Source organism: Dermacoccus sp. PE3, assembly GCF_001021715.1.
Taxonomy (GTDB): Bacteria; Actinomycetota; Actinomycetes; order Actinomycetales; family Dermatophilaceae; genus Dermacoccus; species Dermacoccus abyssi.
In genome coordinates, this window is record NZ_LDCM01000003.1 from 380,474 (window position 1) to 403,554 (window position 23,081).

Consider the following 23,081-nt stretch of genomic DNA (forward strand, 5'->3'; position numbering starts at 1 on the left):
CTCAGGTTTCGCACCGTCACCCGAGAGGCCACCGTGTCCAAGCTCCCCACCTGGTGGAAAGGCTTCAATGCAGCCGAGCGGCGTTCGATCCTGGGGATGACGGCTTTCGTCGCCCTCCTGCACGTGCTCGGCTGGGGTGTGCTCGCGCTCATCGTGGCGCCCCAGAACCTCCATCTCGGCACCGACGGACGGGGCCAGGTCTTCGGCATCGGGCTGGGAATCACGGCCTACACGCTCGGGATGCGCCACGCCTTCGACGCCGACCACATCGCGGCCATCGACAACACGACACGCAAGCTCCTCAACGACGGGCGCGATCGCAAACCGGTGAGCGTCGGCTTCTGGTTCTCGCTCGGCCACTCGAGCGTCGTCTTCACGATGTGCCTCCTGCTCGCCCTCGGCGTCAAGGCCATCGCCGGACCGGTGGCCGACGACGATTCGAGCCTGCACCGGTGGCTCGGCATCTTCGGGCCCACCGTCTCCGGCAGCTTCCTGTGGCTCATCGGCATCCTCAACCTCGTGAGCCTCATCGGCATCGTGCGCGTCTGGCGTCGGGCCCGTCGTGGTCACCTCGACGAGGTCGCCCTCGAGGAACACCTCAACGGCCGTGGCTTCTTCGCGCGCTTCTTCCGCGGTGCGACGAAGTCGATCACCAAGCCGGCCCAGATGTACCCGCTCGGCTTCCTCTTCGGCCTCGGGTTCGACACGGCGACCGAGGTCTCGCTGCTCGTCCTCGCCGGCGGAGCGGCGGCCTTCGCCCTGCCCTGGTACGCCATCCTCACCCTGCCCGTCATCTTCGCCGCGGGCATGAGCCTGCTCGACGCCGCGGACGGCGTCTTCATGACGCGTGCTTACGACTGGGCCTTCGCCAAGCCGTTGCGGCGCCTGTACTACAACGTCACCGTCACCGGCCTCTCGGTCGTCGTCGCCCTCGTCATCGGCACGATCGAACTCGCCTCTGTCGTCAGCGACAAGTGGGGCATCACGAGCGGGCCGGTGGCGTGGCTCGGCGCGATCCCGCTCGACGAGGTCGGATACGTCATCGTCGGGCTCTTCGTCGTGACGTGGCTGCTCGCCGTGGCGGTGTGGCGCCTGGCACGTATCGATGAGCGCGAGCTCGGCGTCAACGGCTAAGGTGGGCGAGTGCTGCGCCTGAGTGATCCTTCCGACCTGCCGACCGATTTCGGTCCCACCGTCGTCACCCTGGGAAACTTCGACGGCGTCCACCGAGGGCACGCTGCGGTGATCGCCGAGCTCCACGAGCAGGCAGCCAAGCATGACGCCAAGACGGTTGCGGTGACCTTCGACCCGCACCCCCTCGCCGTCCTTCACCCGGATCGCGCACCTGAGTTGCTCACCGGGCTCGAGGACCGTCTCTACCTGCTCGAACAGCGCGGCCTCGACGCCGTCGTCGTCATGCCGTTCACCCGCGAACTGGCCGCCGAGACGCCCCGTGAGTTCGTCGAGGGCACCTTCGTCGACGCGCTCGGCGCCCGCGCCGTCGTCGTCGGGAAGGATACCCGCTTCGGCATCAAGAACTCCGGTGACATCGACACCCTGCGCGAACTCGGCCAGGAGTTCGGCTTCGACGTCGTCGCGCTCGACGACGTCGGCCCGGGCGTCCGCTGGTCGTCGACGCAGGTGCGTGAGTTGCTCGCAGCGGGCAAGGTCGACGAGGCCGCCGACGTGCTCGGGCGTCACCACTGCGTCGTCGGCGAGGTCGTCAAGGGGTTCCAACGGGGCCGCGAGCTCGGTTTCCCGACCGCCAATCTCGCCCGTGACGCCGACGGCGTCGTACCTGCCGACGGCGTGTACGCCGGGTGGCTCGTGCGTCGTGAACTGCCGCAGGACCACCCCGAGTATCGGCTGCCGGCCGCGATCTCCGTGGGCACCAACCCGACCTTCGACATTCCGGAGCGCACGGTGGAGGCCTACGTTCTGGACCGTGACGACCTCGAGCTGTACGGCGAGCGCGTGGCCATCGAGTTCGTCGACCGCCTGCGTGGCAACGTGAAGTTCGACTCCATCGACGAACTCATCGAGCAGATGCACGCCGACGTCGCCGCCTCACGCCCTGTCCTTGGCTGCTCGTGAACGACGCGGTCGGGGCTTGCGCGACCTCGCGCACCTCGACCTCGGCCTGCTCGTTGCCGCGGCGGGCCTTAGCCTCGTCGGCATCCTGCTCACATGGTCGGCAACGGCCACGACGAGCGGAAGCTCTTTTGCCGTCCGCGGAGCACTCAACGTCGCCGTCGGTATGGCTTTGGCGTTTGCCGTGTTGCGCCTCGACGCTCGCACGCTGCGGGCTGCCGTTCCGCTGGCCTACCTCGCCGGGGTTCTCGGACTCCTCGCCGTCCTCAGTCCACTGGGCAGCACGATCAACGGCTCGCGGTCGTGGATCGAGCTGCCGGGTTTCTCCGTCCAACCCGCCGAGATTGCCAAGGTGGCTCTCGGCCTTGCCCTCGCGTCAGCGCTCGCCGACACCGATCAGGTGAGGGGCGCGCTCGCCCGGCGTGACGTCCGTGTCGGCCTCGGTCTCGCGGCCGTTCCGCTCGCGCTCATCATGGCGCAGCCGGACCTCGGCTCGGCGCTCGTCGTCACCGCGATGGCGGTTTCCGCGTTCGCAGTCGCGGGGCTTCGTGCGCGGGTCTTCGCCTGGCTGTTCGCCGCCGCCGTGGCCGTGGCGGTCCTCGCCTTCACGACGCCGTTGCTCGCTCAGTACCAACGCGACCGGCTCCTCGCGTTCTGGCGGCCCGAGGCCGACCCGTCGGGCATCGGTTATCAGGTCGCGCAGGTCAAGCTCGCCATCGGTTCGGGCGGTTGGTTCGGTCAGGGGCTGTTCGAGGGCCGCTCAACCCAGGGTGGATTCATCCCCTTCCAGTACACCGACTTCGTCTTCTCCGTCGCAGGGGAGGAACTCGGCTTCGTCGGTGCGCTCGGCATCGTCGCCCTCGAGATGTTCGTCGTCGTGCGGACGCTCGTCATCGGCATCCGCTCGCGGGACGCCTTCGGCCGCATCCTGTGCGGAGCGATCGCGGGCTGGTTCCTCTTCCAGAGCGTCGAGAACATCGGGATGAACCTGGGGCTCATGCCCGTCACCGGTGTGCCGTTGCCGTTCGTGTCCTACGGCGGTTCGAGCATGTTCTCCTGTTGGATCGCGGTCGGGCTCGTCGGAAACGTCCATGCGGCATCGCGCCGTCGCATATCGTGAGGGAAACACGATGTGAACCCGCGGGTAACTGCCGGCGCCGCACCTCTGGAGGGCACACCATGGTCATGAACAAAGCTGACGAGACCTTCGATCGGAGCATCCTCGACAACCAGGCACGCTCCGTCGCTCACCTGTTCACGCAGCGTGTCGCGATGACGCCGCACGAGGAGGGCTTCCGCTTCGCCAAGGACGGCGCCTGGAAGTCGATGACGTGGGCGCAGACCGACAAGGACGTGCGCGCGATCGCCGCCGGTCTCATCTCCCTGGGCATCGAAGGCCAGGAGCGTGTCGCCATTGCCTCGTCGACGCGCCTCGAGTGGGTGCTCGCCGACCTCGGCACCATGCTGGCCGGTGCCGCCACCACCACCGTCTACCCGACGTCGCAGCTCAAGGACGTCGTCCACATCCTCACCGACTCCGGCTCGCGCATCGTCTTCGCCGAGGACGCCGAGCAGGTCGACAAGCTGCGCCAGGGTCGTGACCAGATCGGTGAGATCGTCAAGGTCGTCACGTTCGACGGCGAGGGTGACGGCGACTGGGTCATCACCCTCGACGACCTGCAGAAGCTCGGTGAGGAACTGCTCGCCAAGGAGCCCAACGTCGTCGAGGAGCGCATGGAGGGCATCCAGCCCGAGCACCTCGCCACCCTCATCTACACGTCGGGAACGACCGGCCCGGCCAAGGGCGTGCGTCTGCCGCACTCCGCATGGGCGTACGAGGCGGCCGCCGTCGACTCGACCGGGCTGCTCAACTCCGACGACGTGCAGTACCTGTGGCTGCCGCTGGCCCACGTGTTCGGCAAGATGCTTCTGTGCCTGCCGATGCAGGTCGGCTTCCCGACGGTCGTCGACGGTCGCGTCGACAAGATCGTCGAGAACCTGCCCGAGACGAAGCCGACGTGGATGGGCGCTGCGCCGCGCATCTTCGAGAAGGTCTACGCCCGCATCAACGGCATGATGGAGGCCGACGGCGGCGTCAAGCTCAAGCTTTACAAGTGGTCGGTCGGTGTCGGCATGCAGGTGGCCGAGGCCCGCGCCCAGGGACACGAGCCGAGCGGCGCCCTTGCGGCGAAGTACAAGCTCGCGGACAAGCTCGTCCTCGCGAAGATCCGCGACCGCTTCGGTGGGCAGATCCGCTACTTCATCTCCGGTTCGGCGGCCCTCAACAAGGACGTCGCGCTGTGGTTCTCCGCCGTCGGCATGCCGGTGCTCGAGGGTTACGGCCTGTCGGAGTCGTCTGCTGCGGCCTCGGTCAACCGCCCCTACCTCGGCGCCAACCAGGCCGGCACCGTCGGATGGCCGCTGCCGGGCACCGAGTTCAAGCTGGGCGAGGACGACGAGCTTCTCGTCAAGGGCCCGGGCGTCATGCAGGGGTACTGGAACCTCGAGGAGGAGACGAGTCGCGTGCTCGTCGACGGCTGGTTCCACACCGGTGACATCGGTGCGATCGACGAGAGCGGCCACATCCGCATCACCGACCGCAAGAAGGACCTGTTCAAGACCTCGAACGGTAAGTACGTCTCGCCGGGTGCTATCGAGGCAATGTTCAAGGGCGTGTGCCCCTACGCCTCCAACCTCGTGGTCGAGGGTGACGGTCGCAAGTTCGTCTCCGCCCTCATCACGCTCGACGAGGAGGCCATCGCGGGCTGGGCCGAGAAGAACGGCATGGCCGGCAAGAGCTACCGCGACATCGTCACGAGCGACGCCTGCCGCGAGATGGTGCAGGGCTACGTCGACGAGATGAACCTGCAGCTCAACCGCTGGGAGCAGATCAAGCGCTTCATCATCCTGCCGCGCGACCTTTCCATCGAGGAGGGCGAGATCACGCCGAGCCTCAAGCTCAAGCGTCGCGTCGTCGTCGAGAAGTTCAAGAGCGATCTGGACGGCCTCTACACCGACTGATCAGCACCCTCAAGACGAACGACCCGGTCCGCATCGGACCGGGTCGTTCGTCTGTGTGAGGCGGCACACCTTCGGGTAATGTTAGAGCCGTCAGCTACGTTCGCCGCTTACATCGACCCGGGGTGGGTCCAACGGCCGCAACTCCTCGATTGGAGGTTTTCCATGTCCGTCGACACGACCTTCCGAAACCGTGAGCACAAGGAGATCGTTGGGGAGCCCGAGGTCGTCGAAGACGGCGCTGTGGAGAACAGTGCGGCCTGGAAGCGCCTCAAGGAGGCCGCGCGCAGCATCGCGAGCGTGCAGGTCAAGGACGGTTCGATTCCGGATGCGGCCCACCACGAGCAGGCTCGCCAGGACGTCACCGTCCTCGTCGATGCCGTCGAGACGCTGCGCCCGCGTTTCGCTCACGACGACGCGTACCTGCGTGCGCTCGTCGTCGACTTCGAGCGCTGGCGTGACGGCGGCTTCGGGGTGCCGGACTTCCTCGACTCGCTCGTCGAGTTCCAGCCGCAGCAAAACCGCGTCGACGGGCTGCAGCACCTCGTCGTCTTCCCGATGTACACCCAGAACGGCTCGCCGAACCGTCACATGGAGGCCGTCCTGACCGAGGTCATCTGGCCCGGCTTCATCGAGGACCTCGAGCGCGCGTACACGAACCGACTCTTCGTCTCGCTGCGCTTCCTCGACTTCACCGACGGCTACGACACCAACTCGGCCGTGCTCTTCCCGGAGACGGTGGCCATGCGCGAGGTGCCCACGTTCACCTGGGGGGCGATCTTCCAGGACCGCGAGGCAGCGCGCTTCCGCACGGTGCTCAAGGCTGCCGCGGACGTGACGCGCCTCGAACTGCCGGAGGGCGCCGAGCGCCTGGCGCAGGACCAGGAGCTCACGGAGAAGACCTTCGTCATGTGGGATCTCATCCACGACCGCACCCACTTGCGCGGTGACCTTCCGTTCGACCCGTTCATGATCAAGCAGCGCATGCCGTACTTCCTGTACTCCCTCGAGGAACTGCGCTGCGACCTCACGACCTACCGTGAGTGCGTCGCGCTGGAGAAGAAGCTCGCCGCTCGCCGTGACGAGGGCTTCGGCCTGTCCGAAGACGAGCTGGAGATGCTCGACCACGCCGGCCTCGTGCAGTACGCCGTGCTCTTCGACCGCATCTTCCGCTTCGCCATCACGGGCGACCGCACGCGCAACTACGACGGCCTCGGCGGGCAGCTGATCTTCGCGTGGCTGCACCAGAAGGGCGTCCTTCACTGGACCGACACGTCGCTCGCGTTCGACTGGGATGCCGTGCCGGCCGCCGTCGTCGAACTCGGTGACGCGATCGACGACCTCTACTGGCGTTCGATCGACCGCCCCAAGGTGACGCACTGGCTCGCCGCGTACGACCTCATTCGCGGCGTGCTCACGCCGCACCCGGCGTCCGCATGGGCCAAGGGTCTGCCGGACGAGGTGCTCGCCGGTCCGCCGAAGGGTTACACCGACGCGGTGCTCGACGACGAGTTCCCGCTGTCGATGTTCTACGAGGCCTTCAACCGCAAGATGCAGCCGGTGATCCTCTCCACGAGCGGGATGACGGGCAAGGATGTCTGATCTGAATTCCCTGACGGTGCTCGTCGCGGGTGCCACGAGCATCAGCGGCGAGGTGATGGCGCGCGCCCTGGCCGGTGCCGGGGCGCGCGTTGTCGCCGTCGGTCGCAGTGATGACAAGCTCGCTGCGCTGCGCGAAGCCGTGCCGGGCACCGTGACGTTCACCGCGGACCTCGCGAGCGAGGACGACGTCGCGAGCCTCACCGAGCGCGTGCACCACGAGGTCGGGCCGATCGACGGACTCGTCCACCTCGTCGGTGGGTGGCGCGGCGGGGGAGGCCTCGCCGGTCAGAGTGAGGCCGACTACCGGTTCCTCGAGAACTCGTTCACCGCGTTGCGTTTCGTCTCCCGGGCGTTCGACGCCGACCTTCAGGCCTCGAGTCGTGGTCGGGTTGCCGTCGTGTCCAGCACGGCGCTCAAGCGACCTCTCGCAGGTGGCGCCAACTACGCCGCGGTCAAGGCCGCGACGGAGGCCTGGACGCGGGCCCTCGCACACGGCTTCACCAAGGCCGCGCGTGACGAGGGACGTGACCTCTCCGGTGCCGCGGTGATCTACCGCGTCAAGGGGTTGGACGGTCTGGAAGAATCGCTCGCCGACGCCGTGGTCACCGCCTTCGCGGGCGACGCGGCCGACGTGAACGACCAGATCATCGACCTCACCGGGAGTCAGGCGTGAAGACGGAGCACGACCTCAACGAGCGCGGTTTCGCCTCGGACAACTATGCCGGGGTGCACCCGGACGTCATGGCAGCCCTCGTGGCGGCGAACGGCGGACACCAGGTGGCCTACGGCGCCGACGTGTACACGGCGCGGCTGCAGGAGGTCATGGCCCGTCACTTCGGTGACGACGTCGAGGCGTTCCCCGTCTTCAACGGCACCGGCGCGAACGTCGTCGGGTTGCAGGCCATGTTGCCGCGCTGGGGCGCGGTCATCGCTGCGACGACGGCGCACATCAACGTCGACGAGGGCGGTGCCCCGGAGCGCGTGGGCGGGTTCAAGATCCTCAACGTCGTCACGCCCGACGGAAAGCTGACGCCGGAACTCGTCGACACCGAGGCCTGGGGCTTCGGTGACGAGCACCGCGCGCAGCCCGGCGTCGTCTCGATCACGCAGTCGACCGAGCTGGGCACGCTCTACACGGTCAAGGAGATCAAGGCGCTCGCCGACCACGCCCACTCGCTCGGCCTCAAGCTGCACCTCGACGGCTCGCGGCTGTCGAACGCAGCGGCGGCCCTCGGCGTCAGTCTGCGCGAGATGACGACGGACGCCGGCGTCGACGTCCTCAGCCTCGGTGGCACCAAGAACGGTGCGATGCTCGCCGAGGCGGTCGTCGTCATCAACCCGGAGGCAGCCGAAGGCCTGCCGTACGTGCGCAAGTACACGATGCAGCTGTCGTCGAAGATGCGGTTCGTCGCGGCGCAGCTCATCGCCCTGTACGAGGGCGAGCTGTGGCTCGAGAACGCCCGTCACGCCAACGCGATGGCGCGTCGTCTGCGCGACGGCGTGGAGGCCGGTCTCGCGGACGGTTCCATCAAGGGTGTGGAGTTCACCCAGGACACGTACGTCAACGGCAACTTCGCGGTGCTGCCCGAAGGTGTGGCCGACGTCCTGCGCGAGAAGTTCCGGTTCTACGACTGGGACGCGGCGCGCCGCGAGGTGCGCTGGATGTGCTCGTTCGACACGAGCGAGACCGACGTGGACGCGTTCGTCGCAGCCATCGCTGAGGCAACCACCGGCTGACCGTCCGGCAGGCCGTCACACTCACGCGGCAGGCGCGCCCACGGCAACCTTTTGGGGTTGTCCGTGGGCGCACCTATTCTTGAAACATGCCTGGTGAGTCCCTCTTCCACGACCTTGAGCCCCTGCTGGAGCAGGTGAACAAGCCGATCCAGTACGTCGGCGGCGAGCTCAACGCCCAACTCAAGGACTGGAATTGCGGCGGCTACGGCCCCGACGGTGAGGAGCTGACCACCCGCTGGGCGCTCATGTACCCCGACGCGTACGAGGTGGGCGTGCCCAACCAGGGCGTCATGATCCTCTACGAAGTGCTCAACGAACGCGACGACGCTCTCGCCGAGCGCACGTACTCGATGTGGCCGGACATGGAAACGCTCATGCGCGAATCCGGCGTTCCGCAGTTCACCGTCGACGGTCACCGCAGCGTGCGCGACTTCGACGTGCTGGGTGTCTCGTTCTCCACCGAGCTCGGCTACACGAACCTGCTGACGGCGCTCGATCTCGCGGGTATCCCGATGCACGCGAACGAGCGGGGTCTCGACGACCCCATCGTCCTCGCGGGCGGGCACTCGGCCTTCAACCCCGAGCCCATCGCAGACTTCATCGATGCCGCCGTCGTCGGTGACGGCGAGGAGGCCGTCCTCCTCATCACCGACATCATCAAGGAGTGGAAGAGCAGCGGTAAGCCCGGCGGACGCCGTGGCCTCCTGCTCGAGCTCGCGCGTACCGGCAGTGTCTACGTGCCGTCGATGTACCAGGTCGACTACCTGCCCGACGGGCGCATCCAGCGCGTCGTCCTCACCGAGGAGGCGCAGGGCGTGCCGTGGCGCGTCTCGAAGCACACGGTGATGGACCTCGACGAGTGGCCGTACCCGAAGCAGCCGCTCGTACCGATGGCCGAGTCGGTGCACGAGCGCATGAGCGTCGAGATCTTCCGCGGCTGCACCCGCGGCTGTCGCTTCTGCCAGGCAGGCATGATCACCCGCCCGGTGCGCGAGCGCTCCATCACCGGTATCGGCGAGATGGTCGAGAACGGCCTGGCCGCAACCGGTTTCGAGGAGGTCGGCCTGCTGTCCCTCAGCTCCGCCGACCACACCGAAATCGGTGATCTCGCCAAGGGCCTGGCCGACCGCTACGAGGGCACCCAGACGGGTCTGTCCCTTCCCTCGACCCGCGTCGACGCGTTCAACATCGACCTCGCCAATGAGCTCACCCGCAACGGTCGACGCTCCGGCCTGACGTTCGCGCCCGAGGGCGGCAGCGAGCGCATCCGCAAGGTCATCAACAAGATGGTCTCCGAGGACGACCTCATCAACACGGTTGCAGCGGCCTACGGCGCCGGCTGGCGTCAGGTGAAGCTGTACTTCATGTGCGGGCTTCCCACCGAGACGGACGAGGACGTCCTGCAGATCGCCGACATGGCCAAGCGCGTCATCGAGACGGGCCGCCAGGTCTCGGGTCGCAAGGACATCCGCTGCACCGTCTCCATCGGTGGCTTCGTCCCGAAGCCGCACACGCCGTTCCAGTGGTGCGGTCAGCTCTCCGCGGAGGAGACCGACGAGCGCCTCAAGAAGCTCAAGGACGCCATCCGCTCCGACAAGAAGTTCGGTTCGAGCATCGGCATGCGCTACCACGACGGCAAGCCCGGCATCGTCGAGGGGCTGCTCAGCCGCGGTGACCGACGCATCGGGTCGGTCATCGAGGCGGTCTGGCGTGACGGCGGCCGGTTCGACGGCTGGAGCGAACACTTCAGTTACGAGCGGTGGATGGAACAGGCCGCCCGCGTCTTCGCGGAGATGGACGACCCCATCGACGTCGACTGGTACACCACGCGCGAGCGCGGCGAACTCGAGGTGCTCCCGTGGGATCACCTCGACTCCGGCCTCGACAAGGAATGGCTCTGGCAGGACTGGCAGGACGCCCTCGACGAGGAAGAGGTCGACGACTGCCGCTGGACGCCGTGCTTCGACTGTGGCGTGTGCCCGCAGATGGACACCGACATCCAGATCGGCCCCACGGGCAAGACGTTGCTGCCACTCACCGTTCTCGGCTCGGGAGCCAAGAAGCTGGCGTCAGCCGAGCACTCGCACTGATGGCCACACGCTCCAGGGCGTCCCGGCGAGGACGCTCTGGACGCGCACGTCGAGCTCCGGCGAGCGTCAGGGGCCGTGACACCCGCGTCGACAGTCTGCGCGGACTCGTCCTCATCGCGATGTTCGTGGCGCACTGCGCTCCGAGCCCCGGGCCGCTGCGCCTGTTCAACCTGACGGAGTTCGCCACGGCGCCGCTGTTCGCTCTTCTCATCGGCATCGGCGCCGAACTGGGTGACCGAGGAAGCCGCGGGCTCCCGGCCGCGTTCGTGCGCGCCGGCATTCGCGCCGCCGTGCTGGTCGCTCTCGGTTTGTGGCTCGAGACGTGGGGAGCCCAGGTCGACATCGTCCTGCTCTACCTCGCGTTGCCGACCCTTCTGGCTCCGTTGCTCGCTCGGCTTCCCGTGACGGCGCTTGCCGGTGTCGCGACGGCGCTGTGGGCTTCGGCCCCGTACTTCATGGAGTCGTTCGGCTCGAAGGCGGCCGAGGCTGCCGTCCGGGGCGACCAGGTCGGTGCGCGTTTGTGGAATGTGGTCTTCACCGGCACCCACTATCGCCTGACGACGCTCCTCGTCTTCACGTGCATCGGCATCATCCTCTGGCGAGCGATGTCGTCGGTTCGCCTCAATTGGCACATCGCGGCAGCAGGCGCCTTCTCGCTCCTCCTGGCTGCAGGGCTGATGCTCGCCAAGGAGGCCGGCCGCATCGACTTCGAGCCCTACAGCGGCACGCACCTCGAGGTCGCCTTCTGCGCGCTGCTCGTCGTCGGTATCTCGGGCGTCTGGCTCGGGTTCGCTCCCGACCATGTGGACATCCCGCTGCTCTCCGTCGCAGGGGCCATGACGCTCAGCGTCTACGTTGTACAGATCGGCTACCTCGCCTGGTACGTGCGCTCGTACGCGCTGGGGCAGCCCGACGACAGCTGGGCGAACGTCGCGATCCTCACGGCTCTCGGACTTGTCCTTCCTCTCCTGTGGCGCTCGGCCGTTCCGCGCGAACCGCTCACGAAGGGCCCGATCGAAGGTCCGACGGCGGTGCTCACCCGCATCTTCCGCTGATGGCCGAGGCGGCCCACCCGGATCAGGCCGGGACGGTGACGTCGCTCGGCACGCGACCCCGACGCACCATGCCCAGGCATGCCACGGCCGCGAGTCCGCACAGCACGGCCCCGACCATCCAGGCCCACGTGTAGGTGCCGAGTTCGTCGCGCACCATGCCCGCGGCCGTCGCGGCGATCGCCGCCCCGATCTGGTGGCTCGCGAAGACCCAGCCGAAGACGATGGCGCCTCGCTCCGGGCCGAAGTACGCGCGGCACAGGGCAATGGTGGGCGGCACGGTTGCCACCCAGTCGAGGCCGTAGAAGAGGATGAAGACGAACATGCTCGGCTTCACGTCGTCGGTGAAGAGCATGGGCAGCACGATGAGGCTCAGTCCCCGGCCCGCGTAGTAGATCGTGAGCAGCAGCGCTGGGTCGACGCGGTCGGTGAGCCATCCCGAGAAGACCGTGCCGATGATGTCGAACACCCCGACGAGCGCGAGAAGGCTCGCGGCGGCTGTGCCGGCCATGCCGTGATCCATGGCTGCCGGAATGAAGTGGGTGCCGACAAGGCCGTTCGTCGTCGCGCCGCACACGGCGAACGTGAAGGCCAGGATCCAGAACGCCGGACGGGCGGCCGCGTCCTTGAGCGAGAAGAGCGCGAGTCGGGCCGCGCCCGTGGAAACCGGTGGGGGAGTGCGCACGGGCTCGTCGGCCGGTACGCCGTAGGCGTTGACGCCGAGGTCGGCGGGGTGATTGCGCATGCGCCAGAGCACAAGCGGGATCGCGACGAGCGCCAGTGCACCGATGGCGACGGTGGCCGAGCGCCAGCCCGACGCATCGGTGAGCTGGGCCAGGATCGGCAGGAAGATGAGCTGGCCCGTCGCCGCCCCGGCGGCCAGAACACCCGAGACGGTGGCGCGGCGCTTCTCGAACCACCGGTTGCTCACCGTCGCGACGAGCGACATCGACATGACGCCGGCACCGAGGCCGATGAGCACGCCCCAGCATGCGATGAGCTGCCACGGCTGCGTCATCCACACCGGCAGCACGGCGCCTGCGGCGATGAGGGCGAGCGCGGCAACCACGACCGCGCGGACGCCGAAACGCTCCATGGCCGCGGCGGAGAACGGAGCAGTGAGGCCGTAGAAGAGGAGATTGACCGACACGGCGGAGCCGATGAGGCCCATCGACAACCCGAACTCCTCGTGGAGCGGATGCATCATGACGCTCGGTGCCGAACGGAAACCGGCGGCGGAGATCGCTGTGATGAAAGTGATGCCCGCGACGATCCAAGCGGGGTGGAGCCGCGGTGCGCGCGGGCGCATCGGCTGCGTCATGAACGCATGGTAGAGGCGCTCGACGCGAGCACGGGTAGGCTTCTCACTCGTGGCACGTCAGCGAGTTCCCGAAGGCCCACCTCCCGCACCGGCAGTGCAGAAGGTGTCCGTGCGCTACGCCAAGCGCGGGCGCCTGCGCTTCTCCTCGACACGCGACTTTCAGCGCGCGCTCGAGCGAGCGGTCCGTCGCGCGGGCGTGCCGATGGCCTTCTCCGCCGGCTTCCACCCTCATCCGCGTATTTCCTATGCCAACGCTGCCCCGACGGGAACGGCGTCCGAGTCGGAGTACTTCCAGCTCCAACTGACGCAGGTGTGTGACGTCGAGAAGCTTCGTGAGGCACTCGACGAGTCACTGCCGACGGATCTCGCGGTCCTGCGTGTCGTGGAAGCCGCACCGGGTGCGCTCGCGGATCTGCTCCAGGCCAGCGTCTGGCAACTCGACTTCGAGGGCATCCCGCTCGAGACCCTCACCGAAGCCGTCGACGCGTTCATGACGCGCACCGAGCTGCTCGTCACGCGCATGACGAAGTCGGGCGTGCGCGAGTTCGACGTCCGCCAGGCCGTCCTCACCTCCGATGTCGTCGGGGTTCGTTCCGACGCCGGTGCCGAGATCGCCCGGTGGACGATGACGATCCAGCACACCACGCCCGCCGTGCGACCCAACGACGTGCTCAAGGGCATCGGTGAACTCACGGAACTCGTCGTTCCGCGCCCGCCGCTCATGACCCGCCTCGCGCAGGGCACTCTGGAGCCCGGCAACACGGTCGGAGACCCGTTCGAGCAATGATGTCCTCGCGTGGCGAGTGGGCCGCACGGTGACGACCTGTGCGATAATGCCTGTGGTTCGCGTGAGTCTCACAGAATTCGCGGCGAACCCGCAGAACCTTCCGACCGCGCCGACGGGACGTGGGGGACCACGGCGCGAGCCGCACCTCACCCGAAGCCGTCCGGAGCGAGGGTGGCCGACGCACACACTGCGAAGCTGCCGACCGCGAGGGGCTGCGGCGTGACGTTCGGTGCCGCGCGATGCGCGAGCCGACGATCCACGTAGAAGACGACTTCCGTCGTTGCGGGTCACGACCCGAGACGGCGATTTGCTTCATCCGCGCCGCGGCGCGTGCAAGGCCAAACGGGCCTTTCTGTGGCACACGCCGTGCCGACGAGAAGGAGGGCCCATGGCCCCCGAGAACAACGACGAGACCACCTTCGCGAGCCCCTTCTTCGCAGGTAGTCCTTTCGCCTCACAGCAGGCTCCCGAAACGCCGGAGGTCGACGAGACCGAGGAAGCCGACACCACCGACGAGGCAGCTGCGGCTCCCGCGCCCGGCGCCGCCTTCGGTCTGCTCTTCCAGGCTCCGGACCCGCAGAAGCGCGCTCCCAAGCGTGAGCGCGTGCCCCGCGAGGACGAGCGTGATGAGGTCTCCGGTTCGGACGACGACGCCGAGTCCCGCTCGGAGGACGGCGACGACGGGGACGACACCTCGCGTGGCAGCCGCGGGCGAGGCGGTCGTCGCGGTTCGCGCGACGGGAACAGTGAGCGCAGCGACAGTTCGGCCAACTCCGGCGACGCCGACGACGTGAACGCCTCCGGCGACGACGACACCGATGACAACGACGACGACCAGACCCCGCGTCGCCGCCGGCGCGGTGGCCGCGGTCGCCGCTCGAACTCCTCCAAGAACTCGGGCGATTCCGGCGATTCGAACAACTCGGGCGACAAGAACTCGAACGAGTCGAACGGCTCGGACAACGGCAAGAATGCCGAGCGCGACGGCGACGCGAACGAGGACGACACCTCGGACAACGCCTCGAACGACTCCGACAACGGCGGCGACGACTCCAACGACTCGGGTTCGCGCAAGCGCACCCGCCGTCGTCGCCGCAGCGGTTCGGGCGGCTCGGACTCCGACGACCCGAACACCGTCACCCGCGTCCGCGAGCCCCGCAAGGCCAAGGACGAGGTCACCTCGATCAAGGGGTCGACGCGTCTCGAGGCGAAGAAGCAGCGCCGCCGCGAGGGCCGCGAGGCCGGTCGTCGCCGCACCGTCATCACCGAGGCCGAGTTCCTCGCTCGCCGCGAGAGCGTCGAGCGCGTCATGGTCGTGCGTGAGCGCGAGGGCCGCACGCAGATTGGTGTCCTCGAGGACGGCGTGCTCGCCGAGCACTACGTCTCGCGCCAGGAGCAGGCCTCGTCGATGGCCGGCAACGTCTACCTCGGTCGCGTCCAGAACGTCCTGCCCTCCATGGAGGCCGCGTTCATCGACATCGGCCGCGGCCGCAACGCCGTGCTGTACGCCGGTGAGGTCAACTGGGACGCCGCCGGCCTCGACAACCAGCCCAAGCGCATCGAGCACGCCCTCAAGGCGGGCGAGAGCGTCCTCGTCCAGGTGACGAAGGACCCGATCGGCCACAAGGGCGCCCGCCTGACCTCGCAGATCTCCCTTCCGGGGCGCTTCCTCGTCTACGTGCCGGGCAACTCGATGACGGGCATCAGCCGCAAACTGCCCGACGTGGAGCGCGCGCGCCTGAAGAAGATCCTCAAGGAGGTCGTGCCCGCCGACGCCGGCGTCATCGTGCGCACGGCTGCCGAGGGTGCCTCCGAGGAGGAGCTGCGCGCCGACGTCGAGCGCCTCACGAAGATGTGGGAGAAGATCCAGAAGAAGGCCGAGAGCGGCAACGCCCCGGTGCTCGTGCACGGCGAGCCGGACCTCACGGTCCGCGTCATCCGTGACGTCTTCAACGAGGACTTCGCCAAGATGGTCGTCTCCGGCGACCGCGCCTGGAACGAGGTGCACTCCTACATCTCCGAGGTGGCTCCGGACCTCACCGAGCGCCTCGAGAAGTGGACCGGCGAGAAGGACGTCTTCGCCAAGCACCGCATCGACGAGCAGCTCGCCAAAGCCATGGACCGCAAGGTCTGGCTGCCGAGCGGTGGTTCGCTCGTCATCGACCGCACCGAGGCCATGACGGTGGTCGACGTCAACACGGGCAAGTTCGTCGGCTCCGGTGGCAACCTCGAAGAGACGGTGACGAAGAACAACATCGAAGCTGCCGAGGAGATCGTGCGTCAGCTGCGACTGCGCGACATCGGCGGCATCATCGTCGTCGACTTCATCGACATGGTGCTCGAGAGCAACCGCGAGCTCGTCGTGCGCCGTCTCCTCGAGTGCCTTGGACGTGACCGGACGAAGCACCAGGTCGCCGAGGTGACGTCGCTCGGCCTCGTGCAGATGACGCGTAAGCGTGTCGGTTCGGGCCTCGTCGAGGTGTTCTCCGAGCAGTGCGAGTCGTGCCATGGGCGCGGCATCATCGTGCACGACCACCCGGTCGAGAACCGTGACATCAACGGCAACGACACGAACCGCAAGGGTCGTGGCTCGCGTCGCGGTGGCAACGGCAATGGTGGCTCCAACAACGGAGGCGGCAACGGCAACACCTCCGGCGGCTCGAACTCCAACTCCAACGACTCGTCCCACGACAAGAAGGGCGACGAGCGCGACAAGGGGTTCGCCCAGATCGCGGCTGCGGCGCACGCTGCTGCCATCTCCGCGGGCGACAAGTCGGCCACGTCCGAACCGGTCTCCACGGCCTCGTCCGAGGACGCAGTCGTGAGCGAGAAGGACGCCGCGACGAAGGCGGCCGCACCCGAGCGCACCACGGTGCGTGAGAACGTCGGGCACGTCGAGTCGTCGAGCACCTCGACGAAGAGCGCGCCGCAGGAGCAGGGCAAGGCCCCGGCTCGCCGTCGAGGCTCGCGTCGTGTCGCCACATCGACGGGTGCGCCCACGGCAGCCGGAGAGGCGACCGTCATGACGGTTCAGGCCTCCACGACCACGAGTGACGCTCCGGCAGCTGCCGCTGCGTCGCCCGAGACGCCCGCTGATGCTCCGAAGGTCGCCGCTGACTCGGCCCCGACTCAGGCGGAGGCGCCCGTCGTCACGCAGGAGGCGACGGCCGCCGCGAAGCGTCCGCGTCGTCGTGCGGCGTCGAGCTCGGGTGCGCCCGTGAGCCTGCAGGCCGTCGACCTGGCTGCCGCGCCGATGTCGAGCGCGCCGCTGACGAAGGTCGCCGGTGAGGCGAGCGACGCCGCCGGTTCCGCGCAGAGCGCTCCGACGCAGGCTGCGGTCACCTCCGAGGCGAAGGCCCCGGCCCGCAAGAAGCGCACGCGCGTCGTCGCCCCGGCCGGTGCGCCGGGCACGAAGGCCGACGAGTCCTGATCGCCGAACACCACGAGAGCGCCCCGCCTCCTGCCGTATCGCAGGTGGCGGGGCGCTTTCGACGAATGCGTCAGTAGCCGGTGCGGCCGTCCACGGCTTCGCGCAGAAGATCCATGTGCCCGAGGTGGCGGGCGTACTCCTCGACGAGGTGGACGAAGATCCAGCGCAGGTTGACCGGTTCGCCCCTACGCAGGCCGCGCACGGGGGAGTCGAGGTCGCTCCACGCGGCGGCCCGCGCTCGCGTCACGTCGAGTTCGTGCTCGTAGGCGGCGACGTTCTCGGCCGCGTCGGCGGCGTTCGCGAGGTCGAAGTCGCCGTCGGGCTCGTCCGCGGTGGAGTAGTAGTCGGGCACATCCTGTTCGTCGTCGAGCACGACGCGCAGCCAGTACGCCTCGACCTCCGTGAGATGGCGCACGACACCGATGAGGCTGAGGGTGGACGGCGGAACGCTGCGGCGAGCGAGCTGCTCCGCGTCGAGGCCGGCGATCTTGAGCAGAACGGTGTCGCGGTAGAGATCGAGCCAGCCGTCGAGCACGGCGCGTTCGCCGCTCACCTTCGGCGGATCGCCTCGTTCGTCGTCGCGCTCGGGCACGATGGGTGTCGTCATGCGTGCAGCTTGGTGGCTGCGCGCCGGCGGGGGCAAGCGAATTTCGGGGCCTTCGCGGATTTGGGGCGAGCCACCGCGCACGGTACTCTTGATCTTTGGTGCGCCCACCGCGCCCGGTGTCCTGCTCGCAGGGTAGCTACCGGCCGGTCAGACAGAGCGAGTGCGCCATGACGAAAGAGAGTCCCACGTGTACGCGATTGTTCGCGCAGGTGGCCGCCAGGAGAAGGTCTCCGTCGGCGACACCCTTCTGATCGACAAGGTGACGACGAAGCCGGGCGAGTCGTTCGAGCTCAAGCCGCTCATGCTCGTCGACGGTTCCGACATCACGGTCGACGCCGACGCGCTGGCCAAGGTCACCGTCACGGCCGAGGTCATCAAGGCCGCCAAGGGCCCGAAGATCACGATCATGAAGTACAAGAACAAGACGGGTTACCGTAAGCGCCAGGGCCACCGTCAGCCGCTGACGCAGATCAAGGTCACCAAGATCGGCTGAGCCACGGCTCAGAACTGATCTTCCACAGATTTTCGAAAGAGGCTTCGACATGGCACACAAGAAGGGTGCATCCTCGACCCGAAACGGTCGTGACTCCAACGCACAGCGACTCGGCGTGAAGCGCTTCGGCGGTCAGATCGTCGGCACCGGCGAGATCATCGTCCGCCAGCGCGGCACGCACTTCCACCCCGGTGAGAACGTCGGCCGTGGCGGCGACGACACGCTGTTCGCTCTCGCCCCCGGCGCGGTCAAGTTCGGCCAGCGCAAGGGCCGCAAGGTCGTCGACATCGTCGTCGAGCCGGAGATCACGGCCTGATCCTCGCGATCGCTTGTTGAAGGGGTGAGCCCAGCAATCGGGCTCACCCCTTCACGCATGTCTGCACGTCCCTAGAATCGAGGACGAGGGCTCTTCGCCGTTCGTCCACTGGCTGCGTCCGCTCGAGGCCGCACCGAAAGGAACCACCATGGCAACGAACTTCGTCGACCGCGTCGTCCTCAATGTGACGGCGGGCAACGGCGGCCACGGCGTGGCCTCCGTCAAGCGTGAGAAGTTCAAGCCGCTCGGTGGCCCTGACGGCGGCAACGGCGGCCACGGCGGCGACGTCGTGTTCGAGGTCGACCCCCAGGTGACGACGCTGCTCGAGTACCACCGCAACCCGCACCGCAGCGCCACGAACGGCAAGCCCGGCGCGGGCGACGAGCGCAACGGCGCCGACGGCGACGAGCTCGTCCTTCCGGTGCCCGAAGGCACGGTCGTCAAGGACCGTGAGGGCAACATCCTCGCCGACCTCGTCGGCTTCGGCAGCCGGTTCATCGCTGCCGCCGGCGGTCGCGGTGGACTCGGCAACAAGGCCCTCGCGAGCCGCCGCCGCAAGGCTCCCGGCTTCGCCCTCCTCGGCGAACCGGGGGAGACGGCTGACGTCGTGCTCGAGCTCAAGACGCTCGCCGACGTGGCCCTCATCGGCTTCCCCAGCGCAGGCAAGAGCTCGCTCGTCTCCGTCGTGAGCGCGGCCAAGCCGAAGATCGCCGACTACCCGTTCACGACGCTCGTGCCGAACCTGGGCGTCGTCAACGCGGGCAGTGAGCGCTTCACCATCGCCGACGTGCCCGGCCTCATCCCCGGCGCCAGCCAGGGCAGGGGCCTCGGCCTCGAGTTCCTGCGACACGTCGAGCGCTGCTCGGTGCTCGTGCACGTCATCGACTGCGCCACGCTCGAGCCGGGCCGCGACCCCATGAGCGACCTCGACCAGATCGAGCACGAGCTGTCGGAGTACGTCGCCGACGACTCGCTGGGCGGTAAGCCGCTGTCCGAGCGCACCCGCATCGTCGTGCTCAACAAGGCCGACGTTCCCGACGCACTCGAACTCGCCGAGATGGTCAAGCCGGACCTCGAGGCCCGCGGCCTCGAAGTCTTCATCGTCTCCGCCGTCGCCCACCTCGGACTCAAGGAGCTCACGTTCGCGCTTGCGCGTCACGTCGCCGAAGCCCGCAAGGAAGTCGAATCCGCCGTGCCCGCGCGCGTCATCGTCCGGCCCAAGGCCATGGACGACGCCGGGTTCAAGATCGTCAAGGAGGGTGGCACGGACGGCACGATGTTCCGCATTGTCGGCGAGCGACCCACCCGCTGGGTTCGCCAGACCGACTTTGCGAACGACGAAGCAGTTGGCTACCTTGCGGACAGGTTGAACCGCCTCGGAGTGGAAGAAGAACTGTTCAAGGCCGGCGCAGTGCCCGGCTCGACGGTTCTCATCGGCCCCGGCGACAACGCCGTCGTCTTCGATTGGGAGCCCACGCTGCAGGCGGGCGCGGAACTGCTCGGTGCACGCGGCACCGACCTGCGCCTCGAGGAGAACGCTCGCCCCACTCGCGCCGAGAAGCGCGACGAGTTCCACGGCCGCAAGGACGGCCAGCGTGTGGCTCGCGAAGAGATCGCCGCGGAACGGGAAGCCGGTATCTGGACCGAGCACGACGGCTACCGCCAGTAGTCACCTCGCCGTTCGACGAGTCGGAGAAGGGAATACCCCCGTTGTCTGCAGCCCACACGAGCGAGAGCCTTCGCGAGCAGATTCGCGATGCCAAACGCGTCGTCGTCAAGGTCGGTTCGTCGTCCATCACATACACGAGTGGGGGCATCAACCACTCCGCGCTCACCGAGCTCGTCGGCATCCTCGCCGAACGTCGCCACGCGGGCAAGGAAGTGCTCCTCGTCTCCTCCGGCGCCATCTCCGCAGGCATGGCGCCGCTCGGGATGCAGATGCGGCCCACCGCGCTTCCCGAGGCGCAGGCCGCCGCCGCAGTCGGCCAGGGCCAGATCATGTCGGCCTACTCGCTGCTGTTCCAGGGCCTCGGCCTCACCGCCGGGCAGGTACTCCTCACGAGTGACGACGTCACCCGCCGCACCACCTACCTCAATGGCCGATCCACCCTCGAGACGCTCCTCGACCACGGCGCCGTGCCGATCATCAACGAGAACGACACCGTCGCCACCCAGGAGATCCGCTTCGGCGACAACGACCGCCTCGCCGCGCTCGTCAGCCACCTCATCGATGCCGACGCGCTCATCCTGCTCTCCGACGTCGACTCCCTCTACGACGGCCCGCCCAGCCGCGAAGGCACCAAGCGCATCCCGTTCGTCCCCAACGTCGAAGAGATGAAGGACGTCGAGATCGGCGGCACCGGATCCGGCGTCGGCACCGGCGGCATGCGCACCAAGATCGACGCAGCCCGCATCGCCACCGCCGCAGGTGTGCCCACGATGCTCACCTCCATGCCGCAGGCCCGCGAAGCCTTCGCCGGCGACGACATCGGCACCGCCTTCGCGCCCACCGGACGCCGCCGCGGAGCCCGCCGCCTCTGGCTCGCTCACGCCACCACGCCCGCCGGCCGCCTCGTCCTCGATGAAGGCGCCGTCAAGGCTGTGCGCGACCGAGGACGCTCCCTCCTGCACGCCGGAGTCGTCGCCACCGAAGGCCGCTTCCTCGCAGGCGACGCCGTCGACCTCGCCGACGAGAACGGCACCGTCTTCGCCCGCGGCCTCGTCAACTACGACGTCGCCGACGTCGAACGCGCCAAAGGCCGCTCCACCCGCGAACTCTCCGACAACATCGGCCCCGCCTTCGAGCGGAGCCTTGTGCACCGCGACCACCTCGTGGTTCTTCCCTAGCCACGGCGATTTTGCTCCCTCGCCGCGTCTTCCGGCGATTCCAGGCGCGGCGCTCGCAAGCTCGCGCCGCGCCTGGAATCGCTCGGTGCGACACGGCTTCGGGCCACTCGTCGATCAGGGCGCGTGAGAACCCCTCGCAAGCTCGGGGTTCTCGCGCGCCCTGATCTCCTCGTGGAGTCCGCCTCCAGCGTGGTTGGCTCTTCGAAGAGTGTTGGGCTTTGCCGGTGCTGGGCTTCAGTCGGCCGTGGGCTGCAGTGCGCCTACTCGGCTTGGGTCCGTCGCCCCTTTGAGCTGAGGGACCAGGTGGGTGGCCCTGGCCTGCTCTGTGGGCTTGGTATGTGACCCGGGCCGCATTCGCGTTTGGGTCGCTGTTGGCCCCTCCATAGGATGAAAAACATGAACAGCAACCTTGAGCAGTCCACCGCACGGGTCGCCGCAGCCGGAAAGGCCGCGCGCGTCGCCTCGAAGCGACTCGCCCTGCTGTCACGCGCCGAGAAGGACGCCGCCCTCGGCGTCCTCGCCGACGCCATCGAAGCCGCCGAGGCGAGCATCGTCGCCGGAAACGAACGCGACCTCGAACGCGGCCGCGACGCCGGCATCTCCGACAGCCTCGCCGACCGCCTCCGCATGACGCCCGAACGCGTCAGCGCCGTCGCGCAGGCCCTCCGCGATCTCGCCGCACTGCCCGACCCCGTGGGTGAGGTCGTGCGCGGCAACACCCTTGCCAACGGCCTGCAGATAAAGCAGGTTCGCGTACCCATGGGTGTCGTCGGCATGGTCTACGAAGCCCGCCCCAACGTCACGGTGGACGCGGCCGGCCTCGGCCTCAAGAGCGGCAACGCCATGATCCTGCGCGGTGGCTCCGCAGCCGCAGACACCAACGCCGCCATTGTCGCCGCGCTCCGCGAGAGCCTCGAACGCCAAGGCCTGCCCGCCGACGCCGTGCAGCTGCTCGACGGCGGCCACGAGGACGTCCAGGCACTCATCACCGCGCGCGGCCTCGTCGACCTCGTCATTCCGCGCGGGGGAGCGAAGCTCATCGAGACCGTCGTCACCGGCTCCACCGTGCCCGTCATCGAGACCGGCACCGGCAACGTCCACGTCTACGTGGACGCCGACGCCGACCTCGACATGGCGCTCGAGATTGCCGTGAACTCCAAGACGCACCGTCCGAGCGTCTGCAACGCCGCCGAATCGTTGCTCGTGCACCGCGACGTCGCTGACGAGTTCCTCCCGCGCGTGCTGCGCACGCTCGCCGACAAGGACGTGACCCTTCACGCCGACGAGCGCGCCACGGACCTCGCCGGCGACGTCGAGACGAAGCCCGTCACGGACGAAGCCTGGAACACCGAGTTCCACGACCTCGAAATGTCCGTCGGCGTCGTCGACTCACTCGACGAGGCCATCGAGCACATCGACGGCTACTCGACGCACCACACCGACTGCATCGTCACCGAGAACCGTGCCGCCGCACGCACGTTCATCGCCCAGGTCGACTCGGCCGTCGTCATGGTCAACGCCTCGACGCGCTTCACCGACGGCGGCGAGTTCGGCTTCGGCGCCGAGATCGGCATCTCGACGCAGAAGCTGCACGCCCGCGGACCGATGGCGCTCGCCGAGCTCACGACGACCAAGTGGGTCGTCGACGGAGACGGTCAGATCCGCTGAGCGGCCTCGCCGATGCCGTGAC

The 23,081-nt window shown here is 68.1% G+C and carries 18 protein-coding genes; 16 read left to right on the forward strand and 2 right to left on the reverse strand.

The window, feature by feature from the left end:
* The first annotated feature begins 96 nt into the window (after positions 1–96).
* The 9 genes from AA983_RS09660 to AA983_RS09700 all read left to right on the forward strand — a co-directional run bounded on the left by AA983_RS09660 (position 97) and on the right by AA983_RS09700 (position 11,593).
* Positions 97–1,134: a HoxN/HupN/NixA family nickel/cobalt transporter gene (locus AA983_RS09660; RefSeq protein ID WP_227484535.1), complete on the forward strand. Its 1,038-nt coding sequence runs from the start codon at positions 97–99 to the stop codon at positions 1,132–1,134.
* A gap of 9 nt (positions 1,135–1,143) precedes the next feature.
* Positions 1,144–2,094 carry a bifunctional riboflavin kinase/FAD synthetase gene (locus AA983_RS09665; protein WP_047312025.1) on the forward strand — a complete coding sequence of 317 codons (951 nt, stop codon included), beginning with the start codon at positions 1,144–1,146 and terminating at the stop codon, positions 2,092–2,094.
* A gap of 16 nt (positions 2,095–2,110) precedes the next feature.
* The gene (gene rodA / locus AA983_RS09670) at positions 2,111–3,211 is read left to right on the forward strand and encodes a rod shape-determining protein RodA (protein ID WP_225911000.1); all 1,101 of its coding nucleotides are present in this window, start codon (positions 2,111–2,113) and stop codon (positions 3,209–3,211) included.
* A gap of 65 nt (positions 3,212–3,276) precedes the next feature.
* Positions 3,277–5,112 carry a long-chain fatty acid--CoA ligase gene (locus AA983_RS09675; protein ID WP_369798788.1) on the forward strand — a complete coding sequence of 612 codons (1,836 nt, stop codon included), beginning with the start codon at positions 3,277–3,279 and terminating at the stop codon, positions 5,110–5,112.
* Between the two features lie 162 nt (positions 5,113–5,274).
* Positions 5,275–6,711 (forward strand): DUF6421 family protein, encoded by a 1,437-nt coding sequence (locus AA983_RS09680; protein ID WP_047312028.1) that lies wholly within the window; start codon positions 5,275–5,277, stop codon positions 6,709–6,711.
* Complete coding sequence (locus AA983_RS09685) at positions 6,704–7,384, forward strand: SDR family NAD(P)-dependent oxidoreductase (protein ID WP_047312029.1); 681 nt, start codon at positions 6,704–6,706, stop codon at positions 7,382–7,384. Before AA983_RS09680 ends, AA983_RS09685 begins: the two co-directional genes overlap by 8 nt.
* Complete coding sequence (locus AA983_RS09690) at positions 7,381–8,448, forward strand: low specificity L-threonine aldolase (RefSeq protein WP_047312030.1); 1,068 nt, start codon at positions 7,381–7,383, stop codon at positions 8,446–8,448. The genes AA983_RS09685 and AA983_RS09690 overlap by 4 nt, the downstream gene beginning before the upstream one ends.
* Positions 8,449–8,534: 86 nt before the next feature.
* The gene (locus AA983_RS09695) at positions 8,535–10,538 is read left to right on the forward strand and encodes a TIGR03960 family B12-binding radical SAM protein (RefSeq protein ID WP_047312031.1); all 2,004 of its coding nucleotides are present in this window, start codon (positions 8,535–8,537) and stop codon (positions 10,536–10,538) included.
* Positions 10,538–11,593, forward strand: coding sequence for a hypothetical protein (locus AA983_RS09700; protein WP_156170329.1), 1,056 nt, complete (start codon positions 10,538–10,540; stop codon positions 11,591–11,593). The genes AA983_RS09695 and AA983_RS09700 overlap by 1 nt, the downstream gene beginning before the upstream one ends.
* 22 nt (positions 11,594–11,615) lie before the next feature.
* On the opposite strand, the gene AA983_RS09705 is transcribed toward AA983_RS09700, so the two are convergent.
* Positions 11,616–12,911 (reverse strand): MFS transporter, encoded by a 1,296-nt coding sequence (locus AA983_RS09705; protein WP_047312033.1) that lies wholly within the window; start codon positions 12,909–12,911, stop codon positions 11,616–11,618.
* A 109-nt stretch (positions 12,912–13,020) separates the two neighbouring features.
* Here AA983_RS09705 and AA983_RS09710 point away from each other — a divergent pair, with 109 nt between their 5' ends.
* Together AA983_RS09710 and AA983_RS09715 are read left to right on the forward strand one after the other, a co-directional pair.
* Positions 13,021–13,698: a TIGR03936 family radical SAM-associated protein gene (locus AA983_RS09710; RefSeq protein ID WP_322613749.1), complete on the forward strand. Its 678-nt coding sequence runs from the start codon at positions 13,021–13,023 to the stop codon at positions 13,696–13,698.
* A 388-nt stretch (positions 13,699–14,086) separates the two neighbouring features.
* Positions 14,087–17,128, forward strand: coding sequence for an Rne/Rng family ribonuclease (locus tag AA983_RS09715; RefSeq protein ID WP_082128833.1), 3,042 nt, complete (start codon positions 14,087–14,089; stop codon positions 17,126–17,128).
* A gap of 70 nt (positions 17,129–17,198) precedes the next feature.
* Here AA983_RS09715 and AA983_RS09720 read toward each other — a convergent pair whose 3' ends face one another.
* A complete protein-coding gene (locus AA983_RS09720) occupies positions 17,199–17,735 on the reverse strand; it encodes a DinB family protein (RefSeq protein WP_047312035.1) in 537 nt (178 codons plus the stop codon).
* 187 nt (positions 17,736–17,922) lie between these two features.
* Here AA983_RS09720 and rplU point away from each other — a divergent pair, with 187 nt between their 5' ends.
* The 5 genes from rplU to AA983_RS09745 all read left to right on the forward strand — a co-directional run bounded on the left by rplU (position 17,923) and on the right by AA983_RS09745 (position 23,059).
* Entirely contained in the window at positions 17,923–18,228 is a 306-nt protein-coding gene (gene rplU, locus AA983_RS09725; protein WP_047312036.1) for a 50S ribosomal protein L21, read from the forward strand.
* A gap of 49 nt (positions 18,229–18,277) precedes the next feature.
* Positions 18,278–18,544, forward strand: coding sequence for a 50S ribosomal protein L27 (gene rpmA, locus AA983_RS09730; RefSeq protein WP_047312037.1), 267 nt, complete (start codon positions 18,278–18,280; stop codon positions 18,542–18,544).
* A 148-nt stretch (positions 18,545–18,692) separates the two neighbouring features.
* Positions 18,693–20,213, forward strand: a complete 1,521-nt coding sequence (gene obgE, locus AA983_RS09735; RefSeq protein WP_047312038.1) for a GTPase ObgE — start codon at positions 18,693–18,695, stop codon at positions 20,211–20,213.
* A 41-nt stretch (positions 20,214–20,254) separates the two neighbouring features.
* Positions 20,255–21,391, forward strand: coding sequence for a glutamate 5-kinase (proB, locus tag AA983_RS09740; protein WP_047312039.1), 1,137 nt, complete (start codon positions 20,255–20,257; stop codon positions 21,389–21,391).
* A gap of 396 nt (positions 21,392–21,787) precedes the next feature.
* Positions 21,788–23,059: a glutamate-5-semialdehyde dehydrogenase gene (locus AA983_RS09745; protein ID WP_047312040.1), complete on the forward strand. Its 1,272-nt coding sequence runs from the start codon at positions 21,788–21,790 to the stop codon at positions 23,057–23,059.
* The last annotated feature ends 22 nt before the right edge of the window (positions 23,060–23,081 follow it).

Excerpts from the sequence above, each read along its gene's own strand:
- AA983_RS09660 (WP_227484535.1), top strand. The coding sequence starts at position 97 with ATGACGGCTTTCGTCGCCCTCCTGCACGTGCTCGGCTGGGGTGTGCTC.
- AA983_RS09675 (WP_369798788.1), top strand. The coding sequence starts at position 3,277 with ATGAACAAAGCTGACGAGACCTTCGATCGGAGCATCCTCGACAACCAG.
- AA983_RS09680 (WP_047312028.1), top strand. The coding sequence starts at position 5,275 with ATGTCCGTCGACACGACCTTCCGAAACCGTGAGCACAAGGAGATCGTT.
- AA983_RS09685 (WP_047312029.1), top strand. The coding sequence starts at position 6,704 with ATGTCTGATCTGAATTCCCTGACGGTGCTCGTCGCGGGTGCCACGAGC.
- AA983_RS09695 (WP_047312031.1), top strand. The coding sequence starts at position 8,535 with ATGCCTGGTGAGTCCCTCTTCCACGACCTTGAGCCCCTGCTGGAGCAG.
- AA983_RS09700 (WP_156170329.1), top strand. The coding sequence starts at position 10,538 with ATGGCCACACGCTCCAGGGCGTCCCGGCGAGGACGCTCTGGACGCGCA.
- AA983_RS09705 (WP_047312033.1), bottom strand. The coding sequence starts at position 12,911 with ATGACGCAGCCGATGCGCCCGCGCGCACCGCGGCTCCACCCCGCTTGG.
- AA983_RS09715 (WP_082128833.1), top strand. The coding sequence starts at position 14,087 with ATGGCCCCCGAGAACAACGACGAGACCACCTTCGCGAGCCCCTTCTTC.
- AA983_RS09720 (WP_047312035.1), bottom strand. The coding sequence starts at position 17,735 with ATGACGACACCCATCGTGCCCGAGCGCGACGACGAACGAGGCGATCCG.
- rpmA (WP_047312037.1), top strand. The coding sequence starts at position 18,278 with ATGGCACACAAGAAGGGTGCATCCTCGACCCGAAACGGTCGTGACTCC.
- obgE (WP_047312038.1), top strand. The coding sequence starts at position 18,693 with ATGGCAACGAACTTCGTCGACCGCGTCGTCCTCAATGTGACGGCGGGC.
- AA983_RS09745 (WP_047312040.1), top strand. The coding sequence starts at position 21,788 with ATGAACAGCAACCTTGAGCAGTCCACCGCACGGGTCGCCGCAGCCGGA.